At 34.8% G+C, this 26,208-nt stretch carries 18 protein-coding genes and 5 pseudogenes; 14 read left to right on the top strand and 9 right to left on the bottom strand.

The window, feature by feature from the left end; translation table 11 throughout:
- Window positions 1-160: 160 nt before the first annotated feature.
- From E2K98_RS32140 to E2K98_RS24220, 3 genes and pseudogenes are all read left to right on the top strand, one after another.
- Window positions 161-379, top strand: a pseudogene (locus tag E2K98_RS32140) (ArdC-like ssDNA-binding domain-containing protein); the annotation flags it as partial.
- A gap of 27 nt (window positions 380-406) precedes the next feature.
- Complete coding sequence (locus E2K98_RS24215) at window positions 407-913, top strand: zincin-like metallopeptidase domain-containing protein (protein WP_235824923.1); 507 nt, start codon at window positions 407-409, stop codon at window positions 911-913.
- A gap of 324 nt (window positions 914-1,237) precedes the next feature.
- Window positions 1,238-1,543, top strand: a complete 306-nt coding sequence (locus tag E2K98_RS24220; protein ID WP_133338760.1) for a hypothetical protein — start codon at window positions 1,238-1,240, stop codon at window positions 1,541-1,543.
- A gap of 440 nt (window positions 1,544-1,983) precedes the next feature.
- On the opposite strand, the gene E2K98_RS24225 is transcribed toward E2K98_RS24220, so the two are convergent.
- Both E2K98_RS24225 and E2K98_RS24230 read right to left on the bottom strand, forming a co-directional pair.
- Window positions 1,984-3,096, bottom strand: a complete 1,113-nt coding sequence (locus E2K98_RS24225) for a GerAB/ArcD/ProY family transporter (RefSeq protein WP_133338762.1) — start codon at window positions 3,094-3,096, stop codon at window positions 1,984-1,986.
- 956 nt (window positions 3,097-4,052) lie between these two features.
- Entirely contained in the window at window positions 4,053-4,331 is a 279-nt protein-coding gene (locus E2K98_RS24230; RefSeq protein ID WP_133338764.1) for a hypothetical protein, read from the bottom strand.
- Between the two features lie 237 nt (window positions 4,332-4,568).
- Here E2K98_RS24230 and mobQ point away from each other — a divergent pair.
- Both mobQ and E2K98_RS24245 read left to right on the top strand, forming a co-directional pair.
- Window positions 4,569-5,189 (top strand): annotated as a pseudogene (gene mobQ / locus E2K98_RS31810) (MobQ family relaxase).
- Between the two features lie 206 nt (window positions 5,190-5,395).
- Window positions 5,396-6,565: a hypothetical protein gene (locus E2K98_RS24245; protein ID WP_268884135.1), complete on the top strand. Its 1,170-nt coding sequence runs from the start codon at window positions 5,396-5,398 to the stop codon at window positions 6,563-6,565.
- A 729-nt stretch (window positions 6,566-7,294) separates the two neighbouring features.
- Here E2K98_RS24245 and E2K98_RS24250 read toward each other — a convergent pair.
- Entirely contained in the window at window positions 7,295-8,728 is a 1,434-nt protein-coding gene (locus tag E2K98_RS24250; RefSeq protein WP_133338772.1) for an MDR family MFS transporter, read from the bottom strand.
- A 914-nt stretch (window positions 8,729-9,642) separates the two neighbouring features.
- Between E2K98_RS24250 and E2K98_RS31180 the strand changes: the two genes are divergently transcribed.
- Entirely contained in the window at window positions 9,643-9,783 is a 141-nt protein-coding gene (locus E2K98_RS31180; protein WP_165976363.1) for a hypothetical protein, read from the top strand.
- A gap of 291 nt (window positions 9,784-10,074) precedes the next feature.
- Here E2K98_RS31180 and E2K98_RS32390 read toward each other — a convergent pair whose 3' ends face one another.
- The 3 genes and pseudogenes from E2K98_RS32390 to E2K98_RS24260 form a co-directional block, all read right to left on the bottom strand.
- Window positions 10,075-10,422 carry a CBO0543 family protein gene (locus E2K98_RS32390; RefSeq protein WP_407921229.1) on the bottom strand — a complete coding sequence of 116 codons (348 nt, stop codon included), beginning with the start codon at window positions 10,420-10,422 and terminating at the stop codon, window positions 10,075-10,077.
- A gap of 79 nt (window positions 10,423-10,501) precedes the next feature.
- A pseudogene (locus tag E2K98_RS24255) lies at window positions 10,502-10,691 on the bottom strand (MFS transporter); the annotation flags it as partial.
- A 146-nt stretch (window positions 10,692-10,837) separates the two neighbouring features.
- Entirely contained in the window at window positions 10,838-11,578 is a 741-nt protein-coding gene (locus tag E2K98_RS24260; protein WP_133338774.1) for a metal-binding protein ZinT, read from the bottom strand.
- A 518-nt stretch (window positions 11,579-12,096) separates the two neighbouring features.
- Between E2K98_RS24260 and E2K98_RS24265 the strand changes: the two genes are divergently transcribed.
- Window positions 12,097-13,587, top strand: a complete 1,491-nt coding sequence (locus E2K98_RS24265) for an amino acid permease (protein WP_133338878.1) — start codon at window positions 12,097-12,099, stop codon at window positions 13,585-13,587.
- 774 nt (window positions 13,588-14,361) lie between these two features.
- On the opposite strand, the gene E2K98_RS32395 is transcribed toward E2K98_RS24265, so the two are convergent.
- A complete protein-coding gene (locus E2K98_RS32395; RefSeq protein ID WP_133338880.1) occupies window positions 14,362-14,571 on the bottom strand; it encodes a recombinase family protein in 210 nt (69 codons plus the stop codon).
- Window positions 14,572-15,152: 581 nt separating this feature from the next.
- The gene (locus tag E2K98_RS24285; protein ID WP_133338776.1) at window positions 15,153-15,935 is read right to left on the bottom strand and encodes a TrmB family transcriptional regulator; all 783 of its coding nucleotides are present in this window, start codon (window positions 15,933-15,935) and stop codon (window positions 15,153-15,155) included.
- A gap of 385 nt (window positions 15,936-16,320) precedes the next feature.
- Between E2K98_RS24285 and E2K98_RS24290 the strand changes: the two genes are divergently transcribed.
- From E2K98_RS24290 to E2K98_RS24315, 7 genes and pseudogenes are all read left to right on the top strand, one after another.
- Entirely contained in the window at window positions 16,321-17,163 is an 843-nt protein-coding gene (locus E2K98_RS24290; RefSeq protein ID WP_133338778.1) for an alpha/beta hydrolase family protein, read from the top strand.
- Between the two features lie 178 nt (window positions 17,164-17,341).
- On the top strand, window positions 17,342-18,682 hold the full coding sequence (locus tag E2K98_RS24295; protein WP_235824924.1) for an MFS transporter: 1,341 nt from the start codon (window positions 17,342-17,344) through the stop codon (window positions 18,680-18,682).
- Window positions 18,683-18,838: 156 nt separating this feature from the next.
- Entirely contained in the window at window positions 18,839-19,774 is a 936-nt protein-coding gene (locus tag E2K98_RS24300) for an MBL fold metallo-hydrolase (RefSeq protein WP_133338780.1), read from the top strand.
- Between the two features lie 682 nt (window positions 19,775-20,456).
- Window positions 20,457-21,305 carry a class D beta-lactamase gene (locus E2K98_RS24305; protein WP_165976364.1) on the top strand — a complete coding sequence of 283 codons (849 nt, stop codon included), beginning with the start codon at window positions 20,457-20,459 and terminating at the stop codon, window positions 21,303-21,305.
- 30 nt (window positions 21,306-21,335) lie between these two features.
- A pseudogene (locus E2K98_RS32400) lies at window positions 21,336-21,605 on the top strand (serine/threonine protein kinase); the annotation flags it as partial.
- Window positions 21,606-23,179: 1,574 nt separating this feature from the next.
- Window positions 23,180-25,462 carry a PBP1A family penicillin-binding protein gene (locus E2K98_RS24310; protein ID WP_165976365.1) on the top strand — a complete coding sequence of 761 codons (2,283 nt, stop codon included), beginning with the start codon at window positions 23,180-23,182 and terminating at the stop codon, window positions 25,460-25,462.
- Window positions 25,463-25,620: 158 nt separating this feature from the next.
- A pseudogene (locus E2K98_RS24315) lies at window positions 25,621-25,823 on the top strand (IS3 family transposase); the annotation flags it as partial.
- A 108-nt stretch (window positions 25,824-25,931) separates the two neighbouring features.
- On the opposite strand, the gene E2K98_RS31185 reads toward E2K98_RS24315, so the two are convergent.
- Window positions 25,932-26,081 carry a hypothetical protein gene (locus tag E2K98_RS31185; RefSeq protein ID WP_165976366.1) on the bottom strand — a complete coding sequence of 50 codons (150 nt, stop codon included), beginning with the start codon at window positions 26,079-26,081 and terminating at the stop codon, window positions 25,932-25,934.
- Window positions 26,082-26,208: the final 127 nt, after the last annotated feature.

Below are 26,208 nucleotides of genomic sequence, written 5' to 3' on the forward strand. Positions count from 1 at the left end.
CCAACAAAAAAACATATGTTCCTTAATCTTTATATACATATTAGACTATCATTTCAACATCTGGTTATAGATTCCAATATGTATTAAAAAAGAGGATATATGCCATCAAATTGGACAAAGTATTCTCTTCTAAATATAGTCTGTTTAACGTAAGCCGTGGATCAATGGAGGAGCGGTCAACTGGAAGACACAGCGTCCATACAGAGGAATTAATACTTTTCTTTTAGAAGCTGGTGAATATGCGACATTTAAGCAAATCCAGGATGCTGGCGGAAAGGTAAAAAAAGGAGAGAAATCACATATCGTAGTTTTCTGGAAGTGGATTGAAAAAGAAAATGAAGAAAGTCGAGATATCGAAAAAATACCTTACCTTCGGTATTACCGTGTATTTGAAATCAACAACCAAGTGGAAGGGCTTAAAAGCAAAAAGAAAGAAACAACTTTTGACCATGATCCAATTGAGAAAGCAGAAGAAATTTTTAAAGAATACAACAATTCACCAGATTATACCTTCTATTCAGGAAGAGCCGTTTATTATCCAACCGTTGATAAAATCAACTGCCCGCCATTAAAGGATTTTCCGAAAGCTGAAGAATTTTACAGCACATTATTTCATGAAATGATTCACAGTACAGGTCATAAAAGACGATTAGCGCGTCTAGGAGTGACAACGCAAAATGTAGCGTTTGGCGATGAGGTTTATTCGAAAGAAGAGTTGGTGGCAGAAATGGGTGCAGCCATGCTTTGCGGAATAGCTGGAATTGATAACAATACTCTCGAGAATAGCGCTAGTTATATCCAATCATGGCTTCGCTCGTTAAAAGAAGATAGTCGGCTGGTTGTCCAAGCAGCTGCACAAGCACAAAAAGCAGCAGATTATATTTTGGGTATAGAGGAAATTGAGGAAGGCTAAAGAACTGTAATATATAAACTCAAAAGCTCAAAGGACCGGTCGCCTTCCTCTTAAGGAAAGGAGACCATAAATAGATTCATACGATTATAGGGAGGTACATGATATGAAAGACTATGAGGTAATTACTTGTCCATATTGTGGGAGTGAATTGGTTGAGCAGGTAGAACAATATTATTGTGAATTTTGTCTCATGCGTTTAGATTTGAATCAAGTACAACGCAATCATGAAAGAATTTCTGTTCGAATAAGAGATTTTTGCTAGAAGTTTATCTGGACAAAACTACACCTGAGCTTATGAGACTTTCAACTTTTGAGTTACTAAGTTTGCTAAAGTACGCCAGAGCTGAAAGAGTATCTCTTTATCATTATTTAAATGTGTTCTATAAAGCTCGAAAGCTCGGTCAAACAGAGGAATATAAAGAAAACGAGGAAGAAAGCGGGAAAGAATACGAAAAAATCACTCGGAAAATGTTTGTTCTCGAAAATATTCTTCGTCAGCGGTTGGGATATGTTCCCCATCGCATCACAGATGACTATTTGGCAAGGTATTTGGAGGAAATGAAGAAAGGCAAGCATAAACCTATGATTATACGTCAAAAAAGAAGAGATGAAGTCAAAAGTGGCAGTTGAATTTCTAACTCTTTAAAGTAGTTAGCAGGAAAAATCACTTTTTTTTATAACGAAATTAGAGGAATCAATAAACTTGCAATCAAAAAAGAAATATTAAATATTGGGAATTGTATTAAAAGAACTAAATAAAATGTGTACTCTAAAAGGGAAGTTTTCCCGGATGTTTTGATGATAGATGTTCCTCAAAAATTTGTTTAAAAAGTTTAGGCAGCGTATGGTAACCGAAGGTCTTCGTGAGCTTCGCCGTCACCCCAACCCCATCATTACATTTACTTATATATTTTTTTCTTCGAAGTCAGGAATATCGGACGCCATGTTAGATCTGCAAATGCAAATTAGACATCGAATTGGGGTACGAGTTGAGTGTTTATTCACTGTTAAATCACAAAACTATAATTTCATATGCAAAACAGCCATTAGCAATATAAATGGCTGCTTTTTCAATTTATATTTGAATTGGATTTTTTCTTCCTATTTCGAAGGAATGCGATAAGTAGTAAGATGCTTGGAATGATAATTTGAAAAGGGAAATCTAAATAGACTGGTTCAAATTTAAGTCCTTCTTTATTAAACTCAGCATACGTTGATGCAATGGATATAGATGCAAACAAAACAATCATTCCAATTGGAAACACGAGATTTCCCAGTTTTTTATACTGAAATAAATCCGCTGTACCTGCTACTGCAACATAAAAATACAGTAATATTTTAAAAAATCCGCCAATGATTAGGTAGAGCATAAAAAGAACATCCAGCCGCTCAATAAAATTTGCTAGTTCAATTCTTGAAACGGTTGTTAACAACGGAAAGGTTGTGCGGGTATAAAGCTCGGGACCAATGGTTGACATCGTAATAATCACGGTAATGGTAATATTAAGCCCGCTTAAAATCATTCCGCCCATACAAGCAAATTTTATTTTCTTCGATGCATTTACAAGTGGGTATATCATCGTGAAAACAATTATTTCTCCAAACGGAAATACAAGTGTTTCGTGGAAAAACGTTTTGAATACGGGTTTCCAGCCATTTTCAAGAATAGGCTTAAGAAATTCAAAATGGATTAACCCGGAAAAAATAATTAGCAGAAATCCTATTAGGGCCATAAAATATACAATGCCAAAATAAATCTGTCCCACTCTTGCGATTACTTCTAAACCTTTATGAATGCCATAGATGATGGTCAGAACCATCAATGTATTGATGACAAATAACGGCGTATTTGTATAAACAGTCGTTACCAAAAGTTCCCCAAAATCTCGTAAAACTCTTGCGGTAAGATAGATAAAATAAGTGATATAGAATAACGCGATGATTTGGCCCGGCCATTTTCCTGCAATTTTTTTTATATAGCTAGTTAGAATTAATTCTGGATAAAAAAGAAACAAACGATAGTGTATAAAGAAGACGATCAAACCACCTGCTAACCCTAATAAAATGGTAATCCATGCATCTTGTTTTGCATTTGCTCCTAGACCAAAGAGGATTGAACTACCCATTTCAAATAAAAATACTAGTACGAAAAGCTGGGATGCGCTTATTTTAATCTTTTCCATTTACTATATTTCCCCTTTGCATAGGGTTATTTTTGCTTCTCCAAAGTACTTTTTTTCTTTAGTGTACTAATTGTTTCTTGGGCATCCTCTGAATTTCTTTTCAACCAAATGATCAATTTTTTAACAACAGCAACATTTATCAAATCGATAGGAATAAAATACTCTCTTCATTTGCAACTTTTTCGTTTCTCTTTAACAAATGAATAAAATTAAAAACAATCTCCGCCTAATTTAGAAGGTATCTCAAATATTTTCCCTAATATTGGGTAGAGTGTCAAATATCCACCAAATTATTCAAGTCGCATAGAGTATAAACGTTTTAACGTTACAATCCATGTTGAACTCGATTTATTAGTAAAAGAGAATGGTTCTGCTCGCAATTGTGAAATCCTAATGAAGAGAAAGCCATGGGAAGAAGGAAAGGGGGAAATTGTTATTGATGAAGAATGAAATACTATTGCAAAGGTTGGAGTTTGTGCAAAAAAAGAACAGAGCATTTATAATAAAATCCAAAAATAACATTGTTATGAAATAGAACAGGAGTCATTGTTTTTGAATCGGATATAGATAATTCAATACATATAAATATTATGTAATGATCCATCTTTAATATTAAGGATTTGAAAAAGGACTAACTAAGTAGATTGAATTTGGGAGCCGACAATTAATTAATCCGTTCGACATCAAAACCGAGTGAGTTTTTGTAGTGTGGGAGGGTAAAGGAAAGTTCTGACTAAGATTATAAAAATAATTGGAATAATTGTTTGCTTTTCTAAACTGAATGAGAATGAAAAAAACTTCAAATATATTTTCAAAATTTGGATTTTTTTATAATTCCCTAGGTTAAAGTAGACCACCAATAATATAAAATATTAATCTAATAATAAATTACAATTTCAATGCACCTAGGAAGGGTATGAAAAAAGAAGCGCAATAACAATAAAGAAAATTTATTATTACACTTCTGTATCTTCTTTCATTTCTTGAATTTGTCTACTGATACTTTCTTTATTCTTTTTTATATATTCTGCTAAAATTTTCAATAAATTTTCTGTATCTTTTGTTGGGACACCTTCTTCATTTTCTAAATACTTTTCAAGTAGTGCTCCTTTTTGAATCAATCTTCTAGTTCTTGACCTTCGATTTTCATTTGAAATTTTAAATTCTAATGCTTTCTTTTTTTGCTCTAGGACTTTAATTTTGTTCTCAAGTTTATGTATATCTTCCTTTGTCATTTTGAACACCCATGAGAATTAAATTTTAACCTCGTCCTCTTCTTGATTTTCTTTAGATGAAGCAACTTCTGAATATACCTTTACCTGGTCTTTAAGTAAGTCTATTAATTTTTTGGCTTCACTATACCACTTCGAGGATATGGTGCGTTGGCTCCTTCTTTGAAGAAGCCAATCTCGTGACGCGTCCAAAAAATTCGCTTCGCTCATGTATTAAAAAGAATGTGGGGTGTAATATCGATGGCTATCTATCATTTCTCAAATCAGATCATTTCAAGAAAAAAACAGCAAAATACAATAGCTGCTGCAGCTTACCGTTCTGGTGAAAGATTGATAGATGAAAGAACAAATGAGGAGAAGTTCTATAAAAGAAAAGTGAAGCCAATCACTCATATTCTTGCGCCACGCCATGCACCTCAATGGGTTTATGATCGCCAAAGACTCTGGAATGAGGTAGAGTTAAAGGAAAAACAATAGAATGCTCAACTTGCACGTGAAATAAATGTTGCATTACCAAAAGAGTTATCAAATGATGAACAAGAGAACTTAGCTATTGAATTTTGTAAGGAAGTTTTTGTAAACGATGGAATGGTAGCTGATTTATCCATCCACCGAGATAATGAGGAAAATCCACATTTTCATGTAATGTTAACGATTCGTCCATTTAATGAAGATGGGACCTGGGGAAATAAACAGGTGAAAGTAAAAGAAATAATGGAAGGTAAAGAACAAGTTAAAGCATTACATACAACTGATTGGAATACCAAAGAAAAATTGGTTTATTGGAGAAAACAGTGGGCTCATTATGCAAATCGTTATTTAGAGAAAAATGGTTTTTCTGAGCGAATTACTCACTTGTAAAATAAAGATAGAGGGATTGAAACACTGCCAACTATCCATGAGGGATTTGTTGCAAGGCAGATGCAAAACAATGGAAAAAATCCGACAGGATTCAAATAAATCAATCAAGGAAAGAATACAACAAAACTATTATTGAACTCAAAGAAGCGAAGAAAGAAAAACAAAGGAAAGAAAGAGAAATAAAATTTGTTCGTCGCTTTACTCCTATAGAAAAAAAGCAACTGCGTGAAACAGCGAAAAGCTTAAGAATGTTTGTAAACTATGAAAATATTAACACCAGAAAATTGCAGTTGGAAAAATGGCAGTCCCGTATTGAATTTCAAAAGGATACTATTGATAAATATAAAATATTAAATCGAATCGAAAAAGAAACGGATATCTTAAACCAAGATGAATTTATATTAGAAATGGAGGCCAATCGATTTCTGGATAAATATTATCCAAAATTAAATAAAAGTGAGCTAACAAAAGATCAGAAAATAGAAGTTGTTGATATTACAGTTTCGCAAAATAAATTGTTAAGCACTAATGATATTGAAACTGTATATCGTGAATTAGAGAAAAAACAGATTGAAAATGATCTAAATATTTTATTAAATAACCGACCTAAATTTGTTTTAGCATTGCAACAGGTAATACAAAATGCGGGGATGAAATTTGAACAATTAAGAGTAAAAAGTGGAATTAATTTTGCTGATCCAGCTTCCATAAAAAATGCTTCTGATAAAGATTTAAAACAAATGCAATTTTTATTGAAACAAAAGGAAAATATGAACAAATCTCTAGAGTTGATAAATCGACTTTATGATTATCAGCTTAGTGAAATGTATCCTAATTGGGATGGGCGAAAATATTTAACCTTAGAAGAAAAAGAATTATTTGTGATGGCAGAAGAGTTTTATGGAAAAAATTTAACTCCTAAAGATTTCATTAACCCACCAAGAAAATATTCAAAAGAAGAACAAAAGGAGATTATCACTTATTTGTATTCCATTCAAAACAATAAAATTGAATCAAATAGTGATGATCCGAACTATCAATTTTTACAAAACAAATATCCTGATTTCCAGTTGCAAAATCAATCTTATAAACAAATGTTTTACAATGAATGCATGAGATATAGGGATGAAATTGGCCAAGATACAATTGATCAACTTCAACGTATATTTAATGTTCTACCATATAAAAATGTCGAGGAATTACAATCGGATAGTCTTAGCAATTCCATACCAAATTCTAAACTCATTTCCTCTAATGGTTTCGACTTCTTTTCGATTCTTGAAAGTGCAATTCGTGAAGCCGATCGAAAATGGAGGGAAGACGAATTTGAACAGCGGAACAAGAAAAAGAAAAGACAAAAGGGGATGGATCGTTAGACTAACTGTTAGCAAATAACAAAGCTGCATCCTTTGCAACTGAATATCCGATGAATTAGTCAATGAAAGAATTATATGTACATTAATTTAGGAATTAAAATATTAAACAAATACACAAAAACTAATGGTGCTAGAACTTCGTCAATATGATTTTAATTTTAATTCTTGACAGTCTATAATTCTTATTTAGGATATTTACTCATTAATTAAAAACATGGATAGGAAAAGGTGATTCAAAAGACTATTTTAATTGCTTACACTTCCGCAAATTTTTCTAATAGTAATCATAATTACCTTTTTCTCAGTTCCAAAAATTGATGAATAATTATTTTGTATAGTTATGTCAATCACATTTTCTTTTATTTTGTTAATGGCTTAAAGAAAAAGAATGAAATCCGTTGTAATTAAATTTGTATAATACTTGTCAAACAAGTGGAATTGAAAATGTAATTTGGCTATTTAAAATGTTGCCCATATCATAATTGAAGAAATTAAAAAAGCCAGGAGCTTACCTGGCTTAGGCACAATGGTAATGAGGTGGAAACATACTGGTTGAAGGTAATTATTTGTATATACAATACTGCATATGAGGAGTTTAGTTTTGGGTATTTGCCTATTTTATAAAAATATGGGCCTCCAACGGAGCATAATAGACACACTTAATTGATACGTAAATTTACATAATTGATGAAAAAAAGGGGGCCAGTTGCAGGCTCCCTTTTGAAAACATTAATGCATTGAATTCATTGCCGCATGGTTGACGATGACGCGGCGGATAAAGAATGCTAGAACCAGACTGATCAGCGTCACGATCATTGCAAACAAAAACACGTTCTGTGAGCCGAACGTCATTGCGTTAGCCATCTCGGTCGGTTGGGTTGGAGCAGAGGATACGTGCTTATACTTCTCCATACCGCTCGTTAGGATAATGATTGCAATAGTTGTTCCTATCGCACCCGCAACCTGCTGCAATGTGTTCATGACTGCCGTACCGTGTGGATAAAGCTCCGGCGGCAGCTGATTCAGGCCGTTCGTTTGCGCAGGCATCCAGACCATGGAAATGCCGACCATTAATCCGATATGCAAGGCGACAATAAAAGCAATCGAAGATGAAGGAGATATGCTGGAAAGACACCATAGCATAATCGCGACGACGACGAGGCCGGAAATAACAAGCCACTTCGGCCCATATTTGTCGAACAAACTCCCCATGCGAGGTGACAGGATGCCGTTAAGCGCACTACCTGGCAACAACATAAGCCCAGCAGTAAACGCGGATAGTCTCATACCGTTTTGAAGAAACATTGGCAGAATAATCATGCTTGACAGGATTATCATCATACAAGACAGTACCATAAGCAGCCCAACGATATACATTGGATACTTAAAAACACCGAGGTCCATCATCGGCTCACGCATAAATATCTGCCTCAATGTGAAAAGCACGAGTGCAGCCAGCCCGATTGCGATGGAAGAGACCACGGCCGGGCTGGTCCAGACTTCCGCCCCTTCACCCGCCTTACTAAAGCCAAAGACAATGCCGCCAAAGCCGAACGTTGATAATATGACAGAAAGTAGATCAATTCGAGGCTTCGTGACTTCGGTAACATTTTCTAAATACTTCAGCCCTACTAAAAGCCCTATCACTAAAAACGGCAGAGATAGCCAGAAGATGTAGTGCCATGTTAAATATTCGATTAGAAGACCTGCCACGGTCGGACCAATGGCTGGTGCGAACATGATCACAAGTCCGACGAAACCCATCGCCGCCCCCCGCTTCTCCGGTGGATATACGACGAGGATCGTATTGAACATAAGTGGAATCAGCAGGCCCATGCCGACCGCTTGAAGAACTCGCGCGACCATAAGCATTTCGAAATTGAACGATAAAGCCGCAATCAATGTGCCTACGATGGAGCTAACCAGTGAACCGATAAACAATTGCCTGGTTGTAAACCATTGGAGGAGCAACCCAGTCATCGGCATCAAAATGCCGAGAGTAAGCAGGAACCCCGTCGTCAACCACTGTGCGGTAGCAGCCGAAATTTGGAAGACGACCATTAAATTACTAATCGCAATGTTGAGAGCAGTCTCACTGAACATGCCAACGAAACCGCAGATAAGTAGCGACGCCATGATGGCACGCGTATTGTATTGCTTCATTTTCTGATTCCACTTCCCTCTGATATCTATTTTTACACTCCTAGATGTGTGTTACCTGTTAAATTTTAGTGTCCACAATTATCCAAGTCAATAAAAGAAAACTTTAAGGGTAGCTCTTCTTTTTTGAGGAAAATTTTTCTATTGTTCCTGTTTCTTTTATTAAAATTCTAATTTCAATATGTGTTAAATTCAAATTATTATTATATGTATGCTCGGACAAAATATGATAAAAAATCCAAGTGCCATCACCAAACGGTTAGCAAGGAAGAGGGATTAGTCAGGATAATAAAAATAGAAGATAAAAAGTGAAGACTTGAAACAGAGGAAATTTTTAGCCATGCAGAAAACGTTTGGAACGAGGACGTCAGACCGTAAGGCCAACGCTGAGGAATCAAATACTAATGTTAATATTAATAATGGGATTAATCCTAGCGTTAAATTCGACAAAATTGAAGATCTAAAGAAAAGCTCCAGGAGGAAATCCCAAGAAAAAAACTGACGACAGTTATGAAGGGAAATTATTTTAAATGCAAGCTAAGCCGGAGAATCTTAGCGTAAGGTAATCCGGCTATTTTTTGGATAGGATTCAATATTTATCAAAAATTGTACAAAATTTATAAAAAAGTGACGTTTAATGTAATCTCTTCTTTCTTGGACGCTTCCGTAAGCTTAATCCATATATTCCTATTTAATAAAGCCTTCTTCCTAAAAGATTTTTATCAATACAACAGATCTTTATAAAAACATGAGTGAAATAGAGAAAAACTTCAAAATCATAAGATTGAACACCATGACGTTCGCTTTCATTCGCTTCCATTATCAATAAAGGTCACTTTCATAAGGAATACCGACTTTGTAAAAATATAACAAAATGGAGATAATAAAGATGCAACAAAAATATGGAGGTAATTCAAATGGTGAAATTATGGAAATATATTGTTGAGTGGTTAGAGGTTCTAGATAAGGCTTATCAAGTAGCTGAAAAAAAGCGCGAACATACTTTTGTAGAAATGTTAAAAGAAACAGCAGCCAAAATAAATAGAGAAGTGATTTGATGCATGTGGATTGGAAGGGATGATCCCCTGTTCGTTTCCAATATGGAGTGAACAGAGGATTTTTTAAGTAACAGCGTTTGATACCCTAAATTTAAATCTTGTTAAGATCTCGGTTGACACTTTGTTCATTTTAATTTATCAATAGGAACATCAAAATATAGTAAAAGAACAATAATGATTGGTACAGAAAGTGCATATGCCATTAAAGGTTTCTTATAGTGCAAAATTAACATCGGAAACATGACACAATTGAATAAAACGGACCACCAAAAATTCCATCCATGATAATATTTAAATAAACCAATTAGGTGATAAGATATTTCTATTGCTGAGTTTAACAATACCCAAAAAATAATATAGAAAATTTGTTTTTTTTTTTGTTTCAGGGTAACAGGAAAGAAATAGTAGAACAGTACAGGTAAATCCTACAAATGTGATTGCAAGGCTATTTAATGTATGAGTTGGCAGGAAGGTATCGAAATCACTATATTCCCATAAAGGATAATTGTAGGTCAAAACTTCATATAATAATGCACAAGTAATCTTAAAGAGAATGGTACTTTGGTACTTTTCCCAATTCCTCCAATCCCCCCAACGCCAGACAGCAACAATAAATGTAAATAACCCAAGGATTTGAATTGATTATCCCTCGTCTTTCCAAATGAATATTTGTCTAGGGTATTATCATTTCCAAATAATTGGGATTAATTCTATTCCGCTAAGCTTTTGACAATTGTTTTTCTTTCCACATAACAAGTAATATCGAGACCAATGACCAAAATGACAGCAGCGAAAAGATAAGGATAGTGAATGTTGAAGTCAAAAAGTATCCCGCCCATCGCTGATCCGACGATATTGACTAAACTTGTATAAGTTGAATTCATTCAAGCAACAAATTCTTGCTCTTTAATGGGAAATGACAGAAAACACCTCCAATTCAAGGAGGTGTTTTTATCATACTGAATAGTGAGCGGCTATTTAAATTTTATTTATTTTCCCTCATAGAAAACTAGCCTTAAGTTTGTCAATTTAAATAACAGTTTTATAAAATTAATTAATGTGCATTCATTTCTTCTGCGATTCCTTCACCGCTTAAATTAGAAAAATAATAGGTTGGCCAATTGTCTAATTCATTAAAAAGAGTGACATGATCTTCATCTCCAAAATAAATATGGTAATGTTCTGTTTTTGTTGGATAAATACTATGATCACTAAATTGAACATATTTTGGTACTCCATCTGCTTCTCTAACTAAATCAAATAAATAACGAATGCCTCTATTTCCAGATTCATAAGTTAAAAATTCGTATCCATGATACTTATATTCTCCTGTTTTTCCTTTTCCATTTTTATAAAACGTTATCGTATTATCTTTTATAACGATTCGTTCAATGTCTGTTTCATACCCAACTTTATAATATTCTTTGTACTCTTCAAAGGTTTTATCTTTCTTTGTTTCTGCTTTTTTCTGTAAGACCCCATCTAAAGTTCCATCTAATAAGTATGGGTAGACTGATTGCCAATCTCCTTCCCAATCTGATAATTCTCTATCTTCTACTTCATCATCTTCAAATATCCCTGAATATATTTCTTTCTGTTTTTCATCATCGTGAATATGGTTATGATTATGGGTATGATCTGTACTTTCTGCAGATTCAGAATTGGAATCAGAAGAAGCAGGCTCTGATTCAGAGGAAGCATTTTCGACAGGTGAATCCGCTTCTTTTTGACAGCCTGTAAGGATTATACCTAATAAGAAAAACACAATTATTGATTTGATAAATTCTTTTTTCATAAATAAAATCTCTCCTTTTCCTTTTTAATAGTCGACACAAATCGTAATGATTACTATTTGAATTCTATAAATATAGTATGTTTTAAAATTTCTGTCAATATAAAACGTAATGATTATGATTTGTTTAATTTAAAGGCTTCAATAATTGTTAAATGAGGACGAAATTATCCCACTAAAAGTCAACATTTGTTGGCTTCAATCTTTCAGAAGAGGGCAAAATTAGCAGCCAAAGGGGAATTTTGCATCTACATGCAAAATGAATTATAAAATTAAAAATATTTTTGCACTAAAATAAAAAATTTTTGACAAAGGCAGCTGTTAGTAAAGGATTTTTTACTAGAAATTTTGGCATAAAAATTGCATAATAAAATTTTGAATAAGTGCTTTGGTATTCAATTATTATCGGTTGAATTTTCGGAAAAAACTGAAAGTTAAAAGGACTTATTGGTACTTACTTACGTTAGATTACTGGTTATATTGTAAGTACTAAAAAAATAAAGAGGAGGAGTGATGTGAAAATGGGATTAAGGGAAGAAAAAGTGATAGTTCCCCAACACTCAGGAAATGAAGAGCCGAAGTTAAATCGCGGTTTGAAAGCCCGGCATTTAACGATGATTTCGATTGGTGGAGCGATTGGTACAGGCTTGTTTTTAGGCAGCGGTTCTGCGATTCACGCAGCTGGGCCGGGTGGTGCATTATTTGCCTATGCATTTGTTGGATTGATGGTATATTTTGTTATGACGAGCTTAGGAGAACTATCTGCTTTTATGCCAACAAGCGGTGCGTTTAGTACCTATGGAACGAAGTTTGTAGATCCTGCATTTGGATTTGCGTTAGGGTGGACATACTGGTTTAACTGGGCCATGACGATTGCAGCGGAATTAACAGCTTCTACCATGATTATGAAATTCTGGTTTCCGAATAGTCCATCAATACTATGGAGTTTCTCATTTTTAGCCATTATTTTTCTATTAAACTATTTATCCGTTAAGGGATATGGTGAAGGGGAATATTGGTTTTCCTTCATTAAAGTTTCCGCCATTGTGATTTTTATCGTCATCGGCTTATTGATGATTTTTGGAATAATGGGTGGAGAAGTCATCGGATTTAAAAACTTTACAGTTGATAAAGCCCCTTTTAGCGGAGGTTTTCTAGGTACCTTTCTTATTTTCATTGCCGCCGGCTTTTCGTTTCAAGGAACAGAAATTGTCGGTGTTGCTGCAGGTGAAAGTGAAGATCCAGCGAAAAACATACCAAAAGCCATCAATAGTGTTTTCTGGCGTATCCTCATTTTTTATGTACTAGCCATCTTTGTTGTTGGTCTTATTATCCCTTATACAAACCCGAATTTACAAAGTGATGATGTAATGGTGAGCCCATTCACACTTGTATTTAAAAAGGCTGGTCTTGCGTTTGCAGCATCACTCATGAATGCGGTTATTTTGACTGCGGTCTTGTCTGCAGGTAATTCAAGTCTTTATGCATCCACTCGTATGTTATACGCAATGGCAAAAGAAGGACAAGCTCCACGCATTTTTGCAAAGCTTAATAAGCGCGGAGTACCGTTCGCGGCCATTATTTTAACGACTGCAATTGGTATGCTTGCTTTCTTATCTTCCATCTTTGGTGACGGTATTGTTTATGTTTGGTTAATGAATTCGATCGGCATCACCGGTTTTATTTTCTGGTTAGGTATTTCTGTAAGTCACTATCGATTCCGTAAGGCTTATCTAGCCCAGGGCTATTCGCTCGATCAACTGCCATATCGCGCAAAATTATTCCCATTTGGCCCCATTTTCGCGGTATCTATTTGTTTAATTGTTACATTAGCCCAAAACTATCAAGCATTCCTTGGCGACAAAATTGATTGGGGCAGTGTCATTGCCGCTTATTTAGGAATACCGCTTTTCCTTCTCTTGTGGTTTGGATTTAAGTTTATCAAGAAGACAAAGGTAGTTAGACTAGAAGAATGTGAATTTGATTTTAATTTTGAAAAAACACATGATTAATTAGACTGAAAAAAATGCCCTCGATGTTTGAGAGCATTTTTCTTATTTAAAGAATCGATTATTGTTATGTTACCAATCCAACGAGAGTTATGAAAAAACCCGTTTTTTAATGTTGTATTTTCTAAAAGGACTTTAGTGTCCATGCTTTGAGATAATAACCTTTCCATATCTTCTATTTTGTCTCAACTAGATGTGGCTCACGAATAATTACTTGTGAAAGGGTTACTTTTCATTTTGAAGGTAGGTATTATATCTGTTAAAATGAACTGCCCCGTAATTGTTACGGGGTGTTTTTATGACCAGGCATTTTTCAGAAGCGTAACACCAAGTTCAATTTCATCACAATAAAGATTACTAAAACCAATTTTAATAATTTAGTTCATGCCAATATTGGCTCTGCGCGGATACTTGAAAAGAATAGATATGACTTTCATGGAAGATTAAAGGACCACTATTTTATAGAGAATAAGTATTATGATGCATTTCTTTTCGACAAAATTACAAACATGGAAACTTAGCGTTCTTATACAGATAAAATGAAGATCTTTGTTGACCATGATTCAATAAAATATAGTCCGTTGTTATTCAATTAAAAGGCGCGATTGTGGAGTAATTTAGATAGGAAACGAATAAACTTTTTTACAAAAATTGAAACCTAAATCTAATTTATGAAAAAGAATCCACTTTGATTGTAAGGATAAGCCCTTCTTAAAAACTATTTTGCAGAAATACCACCAGCGATCGGGTACTTTTCTACAATGGTTGGCCTTTTCTTTATATCCGCACGGAAACATAATAGCTACACCCCCGCAAACTTTGAGAGCTGCCCAAACCTGCAAGGGAAGAATTTACAACGTGTAAGTCTCTTGTTGGTCTGGCCATACGTTCAATCTTATAAATCACTAATTTGTCTCCTGCTCTTAGATATTCCATGGCATTGTTCAGTTCGGGCCTGCCATTATTACCACTTTTCTTTCGTGAAATATCTTAGTGCATCCATACTTTTCTAATTGTTCAACTTATAAGGAATAATCCTAATCTAAGATACTTACCCTTTGCGTATCCAACAAGTTCACTCAACTTTGATCATTCCTGTCTAAATGATATATAACTTTCTGTACATTTTTTATAGACTAACTTTTAGATGGAAATCAAAATAGAAAAAAAGCGAAAAAACTGATATTTTCGTAGTATTAAAAAACTTACGAGTTTTGGAACAAATAATAAAATGTGTTTTTTAACTTTGTTTAGCAATCGAGCCAAATTGTTGAAGAACGTATTTAAGAAAATTAGATATATTATTAAGTAATAGAATAGATTGTGAAGTAATTGTATTTAAACGAACTGTCAGTTGAATAAGAACTCATAATTTTATAAAAACAGCCAGATATGAATCTGGCAATTTTTTGAAAAGAAAAAAGCGAAAAGTTTCTTTTAGATTAAATTTCATGACTTATAGGACGTTTAATCATCTCATTAATTGATACAAGCTGGTTGTTCAATTGTAAATACAGTGGCAGGAGCAATTCTTAAGCATCCATCGTGCCTTCATAAATTTATATATTCTAACCTTTCTCATTGGCATAAAATTCAAATATCTTCTTGTATTTTTCCCCATACTTATCCAATAGTTCTGCTTCAAAATCTTTCTCAATATGTTGCATGATTAGATCATGGTAAAAAGCTGTTTTGAGCATACCAACTACAGATGGATGGTCAGTCTCTAAGGCAGATAGTTTTGTTGAACCTCCAAAGCCTCCTAGTAATGCTGTATGTGAATCGCATAAAATCGAAAAATTCCTTAATTCAGAAATGCTCCAATCATCGCTCCTTACGTGAACAAATACGTTCTGAAGCATTGTTTGACACTCACCTATAGTAATGAGTATGACATTGATTCCTCTTTTTTCGGCTTCAAGCAAGTCCTCTTCAACCCAATGTAAATCTTCTGACCAAATGTCTATAATTATGAAATCTTCAGCATTTGCAATTATTCGATGAATAGTTGTATTAAGCTGCTTCTCCCCTTGCCAGTTGTAAAAAGACGGAGTAATTCTAGGTGGAGACTTTAATTTATTTACTAAAACTTTTGTAACTTGTTCAAATTCAGCTTGTAAATGTTTCGCTAAATGCTCGATTGGAACAGTATCGTATCGGACCGGTTCTCCCTCAATGCTGCGACAAGCACCTTTATCTGTTAACGATCGCAGGGCGGAATAAACATTAGTACGAGAAACTGACACTCTTTTAGCAACCTCATAACCTGATATTCCGGGTTCATCATGAAGTGTTAAATAGCAGCGTGCTTCAAGATCAGATAATCCTATTTTTTTTAGCAACTCAATCATATGAAACCTCCTTTTATCTGTATAAACATAAGTGTTATTTTATGGTGCTACTAATGGATGAATATATTTAAATACTACTAGAATGCAAAAAATAATCAAGATACTTATTTCCATATTTTACACACATGTTTTGAAGTAATTTCTGGCCAAATATTAGAAAATCGTCGCTTGAAAAATAGTGGTATTAAAAAATACTACTTTAATACATAATTACATTGACACTATTCTGAATATTGTTTATAATCCTTTAAAGAGGTAGTATTATAAAATACTACTCATAAATATCTTATTCCTTATTTTAATTTTTTATAAAAAAAGAAGTGAGGTGAGAAATAATTGTTATAAATTTTACTTTTTAATCACCTGGAGAAATGGAGGGGTTTACATGGGGAATACAACTAAGATGGATAATGAAATTACAAAAAAAATGCGAATAGCGTACGCAGAGGATGAGTGGCAGTTTGGTGATTTACGGATTCCGAAAGGGCCAGGCCCCCATCCTGTTGCAATCGTAATTCACGGTGGATTTTGGAAATCAATTTTTGAATCGGATTTAATGGATGACGTTGCTGAGGACCTTACAAATAGTGGATTGGCAACGTGGAATATTGAATATAGAAGGGTAGGGAACGTTGGTGGATCCTATCCTGGTACATTGCAAGATGTTGCTAGTGCAACAGACTTTTTACGAACAATAGCTGAACAATTTAATTTAGATCTAACGAATGTCATTACGGTGGGGCACTCTGCAGGAGGTCATTTGGCTCTTTGGTTAGCCGGACGTCATCGCCTTTCAATGGGGAGTATTTTGAAAACGTCTAATGATCCTCTTTTGCTCAAAGGAGTTGTAAGTTTGGGTGGCATCATTGACTTAGAGCTTATGAGTAACCTTATACAATACAAACAACGAATGGTAAAAAAGGTGAAAATTGAAAACCCAGTGACTGACCTAGTAGGGGGGACACCAAATGAGGTGCCTGAAAGATATCGAGAGGTATCACCGGTCCATCTACTCCCGCTAAATGTACCCCAAGTATTGATTCACGGTGATCTGGATGTAAATGTCCCATTCAAATTAAGTGCCCTTTATAAAGAACTTGCCGAACAAGCAGGTGACCAAGTAAAGATGATTACACTTTCGAATGTCGAACACTTTGAAATCACTGACCCAAAGTCACCGGTATGGACTACTATCACTGAGCAGATTAAAGAGTTGATTGGCTCCTGATATAAAACATAAAATCAGCTTCAGTACTGAATGTTTGTTCGTTTTCTAAATCAAGAAGATGGAAATGTAGTTTACTCGAGCATTGAAGCCCAGGAACAATTGTACAAGCAGAAAAGAATATTCGGTTCCTCATAAACAGTTATTCTGTACTAATACATTTTATAAACTTTGGAGAGGAATGATCAAACCAATGTCAAATGCAATGAAAAAAGTATGGGGATATCGATACGTTATTTTGTTTATCGTTTGGATACTCTATATAATCAATTACTTTGATCGCATGGCTGTTATAACCTTTTTACCGTTCATCCAAAAAGATATGAATTTATCACCAGTACAGGTTGGACAAATAGCTTCGATATTCTTTCTTGCCTACTCTGTTGGTCAAGTTGCTTCTGGATTTTTAGCGGATAAATTCGGACCGAAAAAGGTCATGTATGTTGCCATTGTCACATTTACTTTAGCATCTTTTTTAACTGGATATGCCGAAACCTTCGGCCAATTTGTTGCTCTTCGAATTGCTTTGGGGCTTGGGGAAGCACATCATTTCCCTCCTTCGGCTAAAGCGGTAAGTAGCTGGTTTCCATATTCCCAGAGAGGGAAAGCGCTTTCTTTTTTCAATACATCCAATTATGTAGGGTTAGCGCTTGCGCCGATTATTTTGACTAGTCTCTCTGCCACTTTTTTTAATGACCAGTGGAGACCTGTATTCTTCACATTAGCTATACCTGGTTTAATAGGCATCTTGTTACTTTGGGCATTTTTTAAAGATACGCCAAAGGAAATGTATGAAAAAGGTCGATTAAAAATAGAGGAACTTGATTTAATAAATGCGGATCAAGGAGCCGTTCTACAAGAATTTCCAAAAGAAAAAGTAAAAAGTAAAATTTTCTTGAAAGACCCTTCTTTCTATGTCATTTGCTTGATTATGTTTTGTCAAATGGGTATTCTTTGGGGTTTCACCACTTGGCTTAGTACATTCTTAGTCCAGCAGCATGGCTTTAATATCAAGGAAATGGGATTCATAGCCTCATTGCCTCCTATTATTAGTATCGTCAGTATTCTAATGGGAGGATGGCTGTTGGATAAATTTAATAAAATGAAACCAGTTGCATTAATCGCATATTTAGGATGTATTCCTACTCTTTGGATAATTGGTTCTATTGAAAAGGGGAATACTGCTGCCCTGATTACTTTACTTCTTCTCTCTGGGTTTTTCGTTGCTTTTAACTCCGGTTGTATCACAGCCGTCGTTCAGAAGAGATATCCGAGTTCAGTTGTAGGTAGTGCAACGGGATTAGTTAATGGTTTCGGTCAGTTGGGGGCATTTCTTACTCCCTTAGTGGCCGGATATCTGGTGACTGTGGGAACCAGCAACAATTATAACTTTTCAAAAGTGTTTATTTATTTCTCTCTTCTTGCTGGCTTGGCAGCTATTAGTGCTCTTTTTCTAAAAGAGAAGCCAATCCAAATGAAAGAAATAAATCAGAAGATCGAAGTTCAAAATCATAAAATATAAAGTACATTCCATAGCATGATGTTGGGCGGACTTGGGATATAAGTATAGGATTGTTCGGAAGATCGTCATGAAAACAAGCAATTTACTTCGTACCAAAATAGGCTATAGCACTTCAGCTATAGCCTATTTTGCCATTAATTACTGGGAGGATAAAAAATGAATCGATATGGCATTTATCAAGTGACTATCCCACTACCGTTTTGGAATGGCAATGTTCATTGTTACTTAGCACAGCGGGAAGGGAAATGGACAATCATCGACACAGCGATGAACCAAGAAGTAACACGGGAAAGTTGGAAGGCGACGTTTTCTAAACATGGTATTAATCCGAAGCATGATGTGGAACGTATCTTGATCACTCATCATCATGCAGACCATTTTGAATACGCAAGAGAATTACAGCAACAGACAGGGGCAGATGTTTTTTTGAGCGAGAAAGAACAATCACTTGCTTTGTCAGTTCTAGACAGAGAATCTTTTACAGAATTTTACTTAGCTGCTGGTATGTCTAAGGAATTAGTCAAGCAATTACAACCGGTCAATAAAATAGATACCAGTTTTCCAAATAATTTATTCACCATAGATACGAATCGACTTTATCCGATTGGAGAGCTTCTATTTGAAGCTTTACACATGCCAGGTCATTCGGACGGACACATTTGTTTTTATAACCGAGAAGAACAGCTTCTCCTTTCGGGCGATCATTTGACTAAAGAAGCGATCCCTTATATTTCATATCATGGTTACGGAGATGAAAATCCATTAAGCAGCTACCTTGCAACATTGAAAAGGATAAAATTAATGAAAATTTCATTGGTGCTTCCAGGACATGGTCCCATTTTTACTGATGTTCAAGAGCGGATCACTGAGCTTCTACATCACTATGAAGAACGGATAGGTTTTGTACTCGAGCAAATAACTGGAGAAATGAATGCATACGAAGTATCACAATCATTATTTCCAGTAGATTCAAGTGTATTTGACCAATGGATTGCGATTGGAGAAACCAATGCCTATTTACGTTATCTAGCTTCAATAGGTGAAATAAGTGTATATAAAAAAGGGAAACAATTTAAATATGTAAGAATGTAAAGTTATTTTAGGTTAAAAGTTCAAAACTACTCCCTAGAAACACAGGATGAAAGTTCCTTGAAAGTTCCATTTAAATTCGCAATCGGGTGCTAGTTAAAATTTCTCCTCCCAAAAAAATAACCAAAATATTTAGTGGTTTATTCATTTCGATTGTAGAATAAGACAAATCAAAAAATCTGATTCCTCAAATATTTAGGGAATCGGATTTTTTAGTTTGAAAATCTTCTTTGTATTCAAAATTCCGGCATACCCTTCTACACGTTATTTTCGTTGACAAAAAAACGACAAAATAAATGAAAAGTAACAGATGGAAATCAAATTAGAAAAAAAGCGAAATTTAAAAAACATACGAGTTTTGTAACAAATACTAAATGTGTACATTTTAAACTTTGTTCAGCAATCGGGCCATTTAACAATAAGTAATTGTGTAAATTTGGAAAATTTGAAATAATTAGTAGTGTCAGTTGAATTAAGTGATTGTTAGAGGATTAGTCTAAAAATGAAAGGGGGAAGAATTAGGAAGCACAGATGAATTTATGATTTTATCTCTTAGTATGTTGTATTTTTTGTTGGGCTACTTAGTAAGAAAAGAGAAATAAAAGTTAGAGAGGTTAATAGGATTTAAGTTGGTGACCAAACCCGAAAAAAACATAATAAAAATGTACGCTAAAGGAGAATGACCATGCGATGGAGAATAATATTGGCATACTTAGTCGTAATAACTTTTGCGGCTACAATCCTTCTAATTTTCAACAGTAAAAGTTATGCTGAGAAGAACGATGTCATAAAAAAACATAATGTCGTCTACGAAGATCTAAGTTCGTATTTTACCGGTTTTAGCGGCACATTCGTGATGTATGATCTCGAGCATAAACAGTATACAATTTACAACAAATCCAAGAGTGAAAAGCGGCTTTCACCCAATTCCACTTTTAAAGTACCTCATGCTTTGTTTGGATTGCAAACGGGAGTGTTGGAAGATGAAAACACGATGTTTCAATGGGATGGAACCGAATATCCATTTCCTCAATGGAATCAGGATCAGACTTTGACCCAAGCGATTCAAAATTCGACGATCTGGTATTTCCAAGAAGTGTCTAGCCGGTTGGGGGAAAATCGTGAGCAGTATTTTTTGCACCGGATCCACTACGGAAATGAGGATATTTCGGGAGGATTGACCCATTTCTGGCTGCAAAGTTCATTAAAAATCTCACCCATAGAGCAAGTGGATTTCTTAAAACGGTTTTACACCTACCAACTGCCTTTCTTTCACCGAAACATCGATATTGTGAAGAAAATACTCGTATTGGATCAGAAGGATGGCGCAATGCTGTCTGGAAAAACGGGTACAGGATGGAAGGATGGAGTGATTAACGGGATTCCGGTCAACGGAAATTTCATCGGTTACGTTGAAAAGGACGGAAACGCTAATATTTTTGCCACGAATATTGAGGCAGACAATCTGGCGAGCAGCAGCAAGGCAAAGCAAATTACCCTTCAAATTTTGAAGGATAAGAAGATTTTTGAATGACTTTCACACGGAAATTTCATCATCTAGAGAAGACTATGGGGATCATCAAGATTTATGTCGCCAGAAGTAGTTTGAATTGGATGCTGGATAAATGAAAGAACTAACGTATTTAATATGGGTGCAATCGCTTTTGGATTGTTGGGTGGAGAACTTGACCGATCAATTTTAAAAAGTTAGATGCAGGTCAAAAGCTTTACGAAGTTGCAATGAAAGCAGTTGAAGTAGATAAAAAAGACAGATATTCAACAGTAAGAATTCTTTGTAGCGTGGGAATCAGCATCTAAAAAGTATCTATCCTGAACTAAGAGATTGTAAAGAAAAATACTTAAACTAAAATAGTTATCCTGAGCTACTCAGTTATTCCATTATAGGGCGCCATTCCTAAATAAGAAGGCGTCTTTCTTTAATGGGCCATATTGTCGGGAATTATAGATTGTGAAAATTGAGAATTTTGAAATAATTGTCCCTGGCTGTAGCAATAAGTTAGGAAGAGGAATAATTTACTAAGTGGAATTTTTATAATTTTATTTAAGACTAGAACATCACAATTGGGAATGAGGATGTAAAAATGGTGATAGTTTTATTCTCAATTTTATTCATGTTTTTAGGTTTATTTTGTTTGTGGATGTCTATTTTCGGTAAAACAAAGATGTTAATAGGAAGGATATTCTCATTCTTTTTAGGAATATGTATTGAAATTGTAGCTATTTATTTGTTAGATTTCTATGTGTTTTTTCAGCTTTAGGAATATATAAACTTTTTAACTATTAAGAATCGGGAGCTAATCCGAAGTAATGATAAAAGTCCAATATCTCAATTTTATTGAGATATTGGGCTTTTTATATTTATTTATAGTGCAAAATATCGCTTAAAACAAGCGCAAATTACCTCCTAAAGTGACAAAAGAAAAAAGCTGCTGTTTTCGTAGTGTACAAAACTTACAACTTTTATATACATAAATTTTTAGCCTTTACCCCTTCAGGGGCACTTCTTTTACACTACTATCTTCCCTTTGTGTTTCTTCGATACCGATGACAGCATTAACTAAAGAATACTCTTTTTCTATTAGGTATTTGAATATATTGGTACAAAATTTAGAGTATTTGAAGCTAAAAATAGCCATTCCAATTGTTGATAAGGAAGTCACAATAAGAGTGAAGTGGAAATTAAATATCTACATCATTCTGCTTGGAACAAATCCAACCATACACAATACAATCAAATCCAAAAAATCAAAATAAACCTTTACGCTTGTATTCATTTCATCGGTTTCAGAAAAATCATTAAGATAATCCAGACAAAACATTTCTCTAAAGGGCTTTTTTATAATGAAAATTGAGCCTTAATAAAAAATTACAATAAAATAATATGAAATTGACTCAAATATGTAAAGATACGGAAAAATTATTTCTACTCATTTTTATGTATAATGTCTATGAAAAACAAAACAAAACTATAAATGCTTGTTTATGAAATAATAATTGTAACTTTCATTCAGCCGGTTGCATTTGTAGACGTTCATTTCAACTTTAGACCCTCAATAGAGTAGGAGTATAGGGGAGGGTTAGTTTGAAGGATATTGTTATTTGTTCTTCTTTATAGAAGGATTTAAATGAGAGGAAAGAATGATAGAGCTAGATGTTAAAAAGGAACAGGCTATGCAAGAAACAATAGAAAAGATTGAACAGCGTAAATACCTTATTTCGAAACACGTAAAGGGATGATTAGATTTTTATTAATTTAATTCGTTATAGACGGATTTTAAATGAAAAGTAATGGACTAAAATCAGTCTCTCATCAGTCAGAGACAAGTTATTGATAACTGCTTCTTTTTAAATCAACTTTTAGTAACTTACACATAGGAGAGAAGATGAATGTCAGAAGAAACGTATCGTTCTCGTCACGAACGAAAACAAGCTGTAAAAATAAGACAAAATCAAAAAAAAAGTAATAAAACGCCAAAAATAGCATCCTTGTTGAAAAAAGTGTTAATTTCCTGTTTGGTGCTGGGATTTGTTTCGTCAGGAGTAGGTGCCATTACCTTCGCTACTATGATTAAAGATGCGCCTAAATTAAATTCTTCAAAACTAGTAGATCCACTACCAACAAAATTTTATGATAAAGAAGGGAATTTCATTTATGAATACGGTAAAGAAAATCGAACGAAAATTACGTATACTCAAGTTCCAAAAGTGTTGGAACACGCATTTATTGCTACCGAAGACGCAAATTTTTATAAAAATGATGGTATAGATTTTAAACGGACCGCTATAGCGATTTTCAAGAATCTAACCGGGCACTTCGGTTCTCAGGGCGGTAGTACCATAACACAGCAGGTAATTAAAAACTCCTTTTTGTCTCCACAGAAAACCATAAAGCGAAAGGTAAGAGAATGGTACCTGGCGTATCAATTGGACAAAAAATATTCTAAACAGGATATTTTAACGATGTATTTAAACAAGATCTACCTTGGAGATGGGGCCTATGGAGTGGCCGCTGCTGCAAAAACCTATTACGGAATTGATGCAAATAATTTAAATAAATTAACGCTTCCGGAGGCTGCCATGCTGGGAGGGCTCCCACAAAGTCCAGCTAATTACGATCCGTCTAAACCTGCGAACAGAGAGGCTGCCACCAATCGACGTAATCTTGTGTTAAGCTCCATGCATAAACAGGGCTATATTACAGAGAAACAAATGAAGGAAGCGATGAAAGTACCCGTAACGGAGGGCCTTGTTCCGAAAACCACTCAACAAGGTATTCCTTATGAAGCATTTTTTGATGCAGCTGTTAAAGAAGTGGAAGGAAAACTTAAAAGTGTAGACATCAGCACGGATGGATTATCTATTTATACCACTTTAGATCCAAAAGCACAGGATTATGCGGATAAAATGATGAACACAAATGATATCATTGCTTATCCTAATTCTAAGTTTCAAGGTTCATTTGTTTTTTTAGATACAAAAACTGGTGAAGTCCGGGCAATAGGGAGCGGACGAAATGAATATAAAGGAACATTTCTAGGAAACAACTTTGCAATTGATATAAAACGTCAACCAGGTTCTTCGTTTAAGCCGATTTTTGATTATGGTCCTGCGATTGAATATTTGAAATGGTCAACTGCTCACCAAATCAATGATCAGCCGACAACGTATACAAATGGTCAATCTATTTCAAATTGGGATAATCAATATCACGGGATGTTGTCAATACGGACGGCACTACAATATTCTTATAATATCCCTGCGCTTCATACTCTTCGTGAGGTTGGCATAGATAAGGCAAAGAATTTTGCAGAAAACCTCGGTATTCCTTTTAATAACAACCAAGTGTACGAATCCTACGCGATTGGAAGTAATACAGTTAATCCTTTAGAAATGGCAGGGGCCTACAGTGCTTTTGGAAATGAAGGAGTATACAATCAACCGCATTTTGTCCAAAAAGTAGTCTTTCCTGATGGAAAAGTTGTGAGCTTTACGCCACAGCCAAACCGTGTTATGCATGATTACACAGCCTATATGGTAACAGATATGTTACGTACAGTCGTAAACTCTGGGACTGGAAAAACGGCAAATGTCCCAGGATTGGATGTTGCTGGAAAAACAGGAACAACCAATTTTGACCATAAGACCAGTGCTCAATTTGGATATCCATCCAACGCAGTAAATGATAGTTGGTTTGCGGGTTATACCCCACAATACACGATGGCTGTATGGACTGGGTATGTGAATAACGGTCCAGGCAACTATATGCTTGGAGATACTACCAAAATCTCGCAAATAATGTTTAAGGACATGATGCAAGCGTTTGGAACAGATTCAACCAGCTTTAAGCAGCCAAGTGACGTTAATAGAGTGAATAATGAACTGTATGTTAAAGGAGGAAATTCTGACGATGCTCCGAACCAGAATAACGAGCATGTTACAAGCTATGATTCAAATTCTCAAGATTGGCAGGAGATGCTGCAGACAATCTCTTCTGCTATTGGAATAAATCAAAGCAATATAACTGTATGGTGGTTAGGGAGCGACAAAAGCAACCCAGGCGGCTCAGTTGGGATTGTATCAGCAAAAGGAAATGGCACGCAAAAATATCGTGTGTATGTCCAATGGGATGGTTCAAGCTATAAAGCAACAAAGGTTGAACCAGCTTCATAAAAAGGAAAAGGGGCTGTCCGATAATTTCTAAAATAAAGCAAGTGAAGAAAAACGGATAGTATTTCTCCATTTGCTTTTGTATTTTTATAATTTTTTTCTGAAAGTATCTGGCGGATGCCTGCTACTTTTAGTTTATTGTGGGCTAAAGCACAATTTGAGGGAATTGTTGGGATAACGCTCCACAAGAGTCTTTTTTTGGCCATTTTAAGGATGAGGCATTTATAAACCAGTGTAATTCTTTAGAAGAACAAAAAAAGAAATAAGGCGTTATATGATCTACTATAACAATTTTAGAGATCAATGGAATTTAAAGAAAATGACCCCTGTTGAATACAGAAATTATCTTCTCAATATGGCATAACCTTTTTTAAAATGTCCTTTACAATGGGTACACTTTAATCATCGAGAGGGGCTTTTTCTAATTCCATTACTAATTCAGTTATATCTTCTCCACTTGCCTTTACTCGCACTATTCTCCACCAAACGGCATTTCTCTTTTGATCTGTTTCCAAAATAAAAAAGTTACTTCTTCAGGCCGTTTTCTTCTCAAAGGAAATTCTCCCCTACGCATGACTTTATTTTCATTCGAGATAAAATGAAGCTTAATGGATACATTCATTCTGGATCAAATCCTATGCAATTGTTTTTTCTTAGCTTCAAATTCTTCATCTTTGCGCAGTAAGCACACATTTGTTTTACTTCCGATTCTCCCAATGCTCTTTAATCTCCAATTCCTCTTCAATCAT

This window comes from Bacillus salipaludis (genome assembly GCF_004358205.1).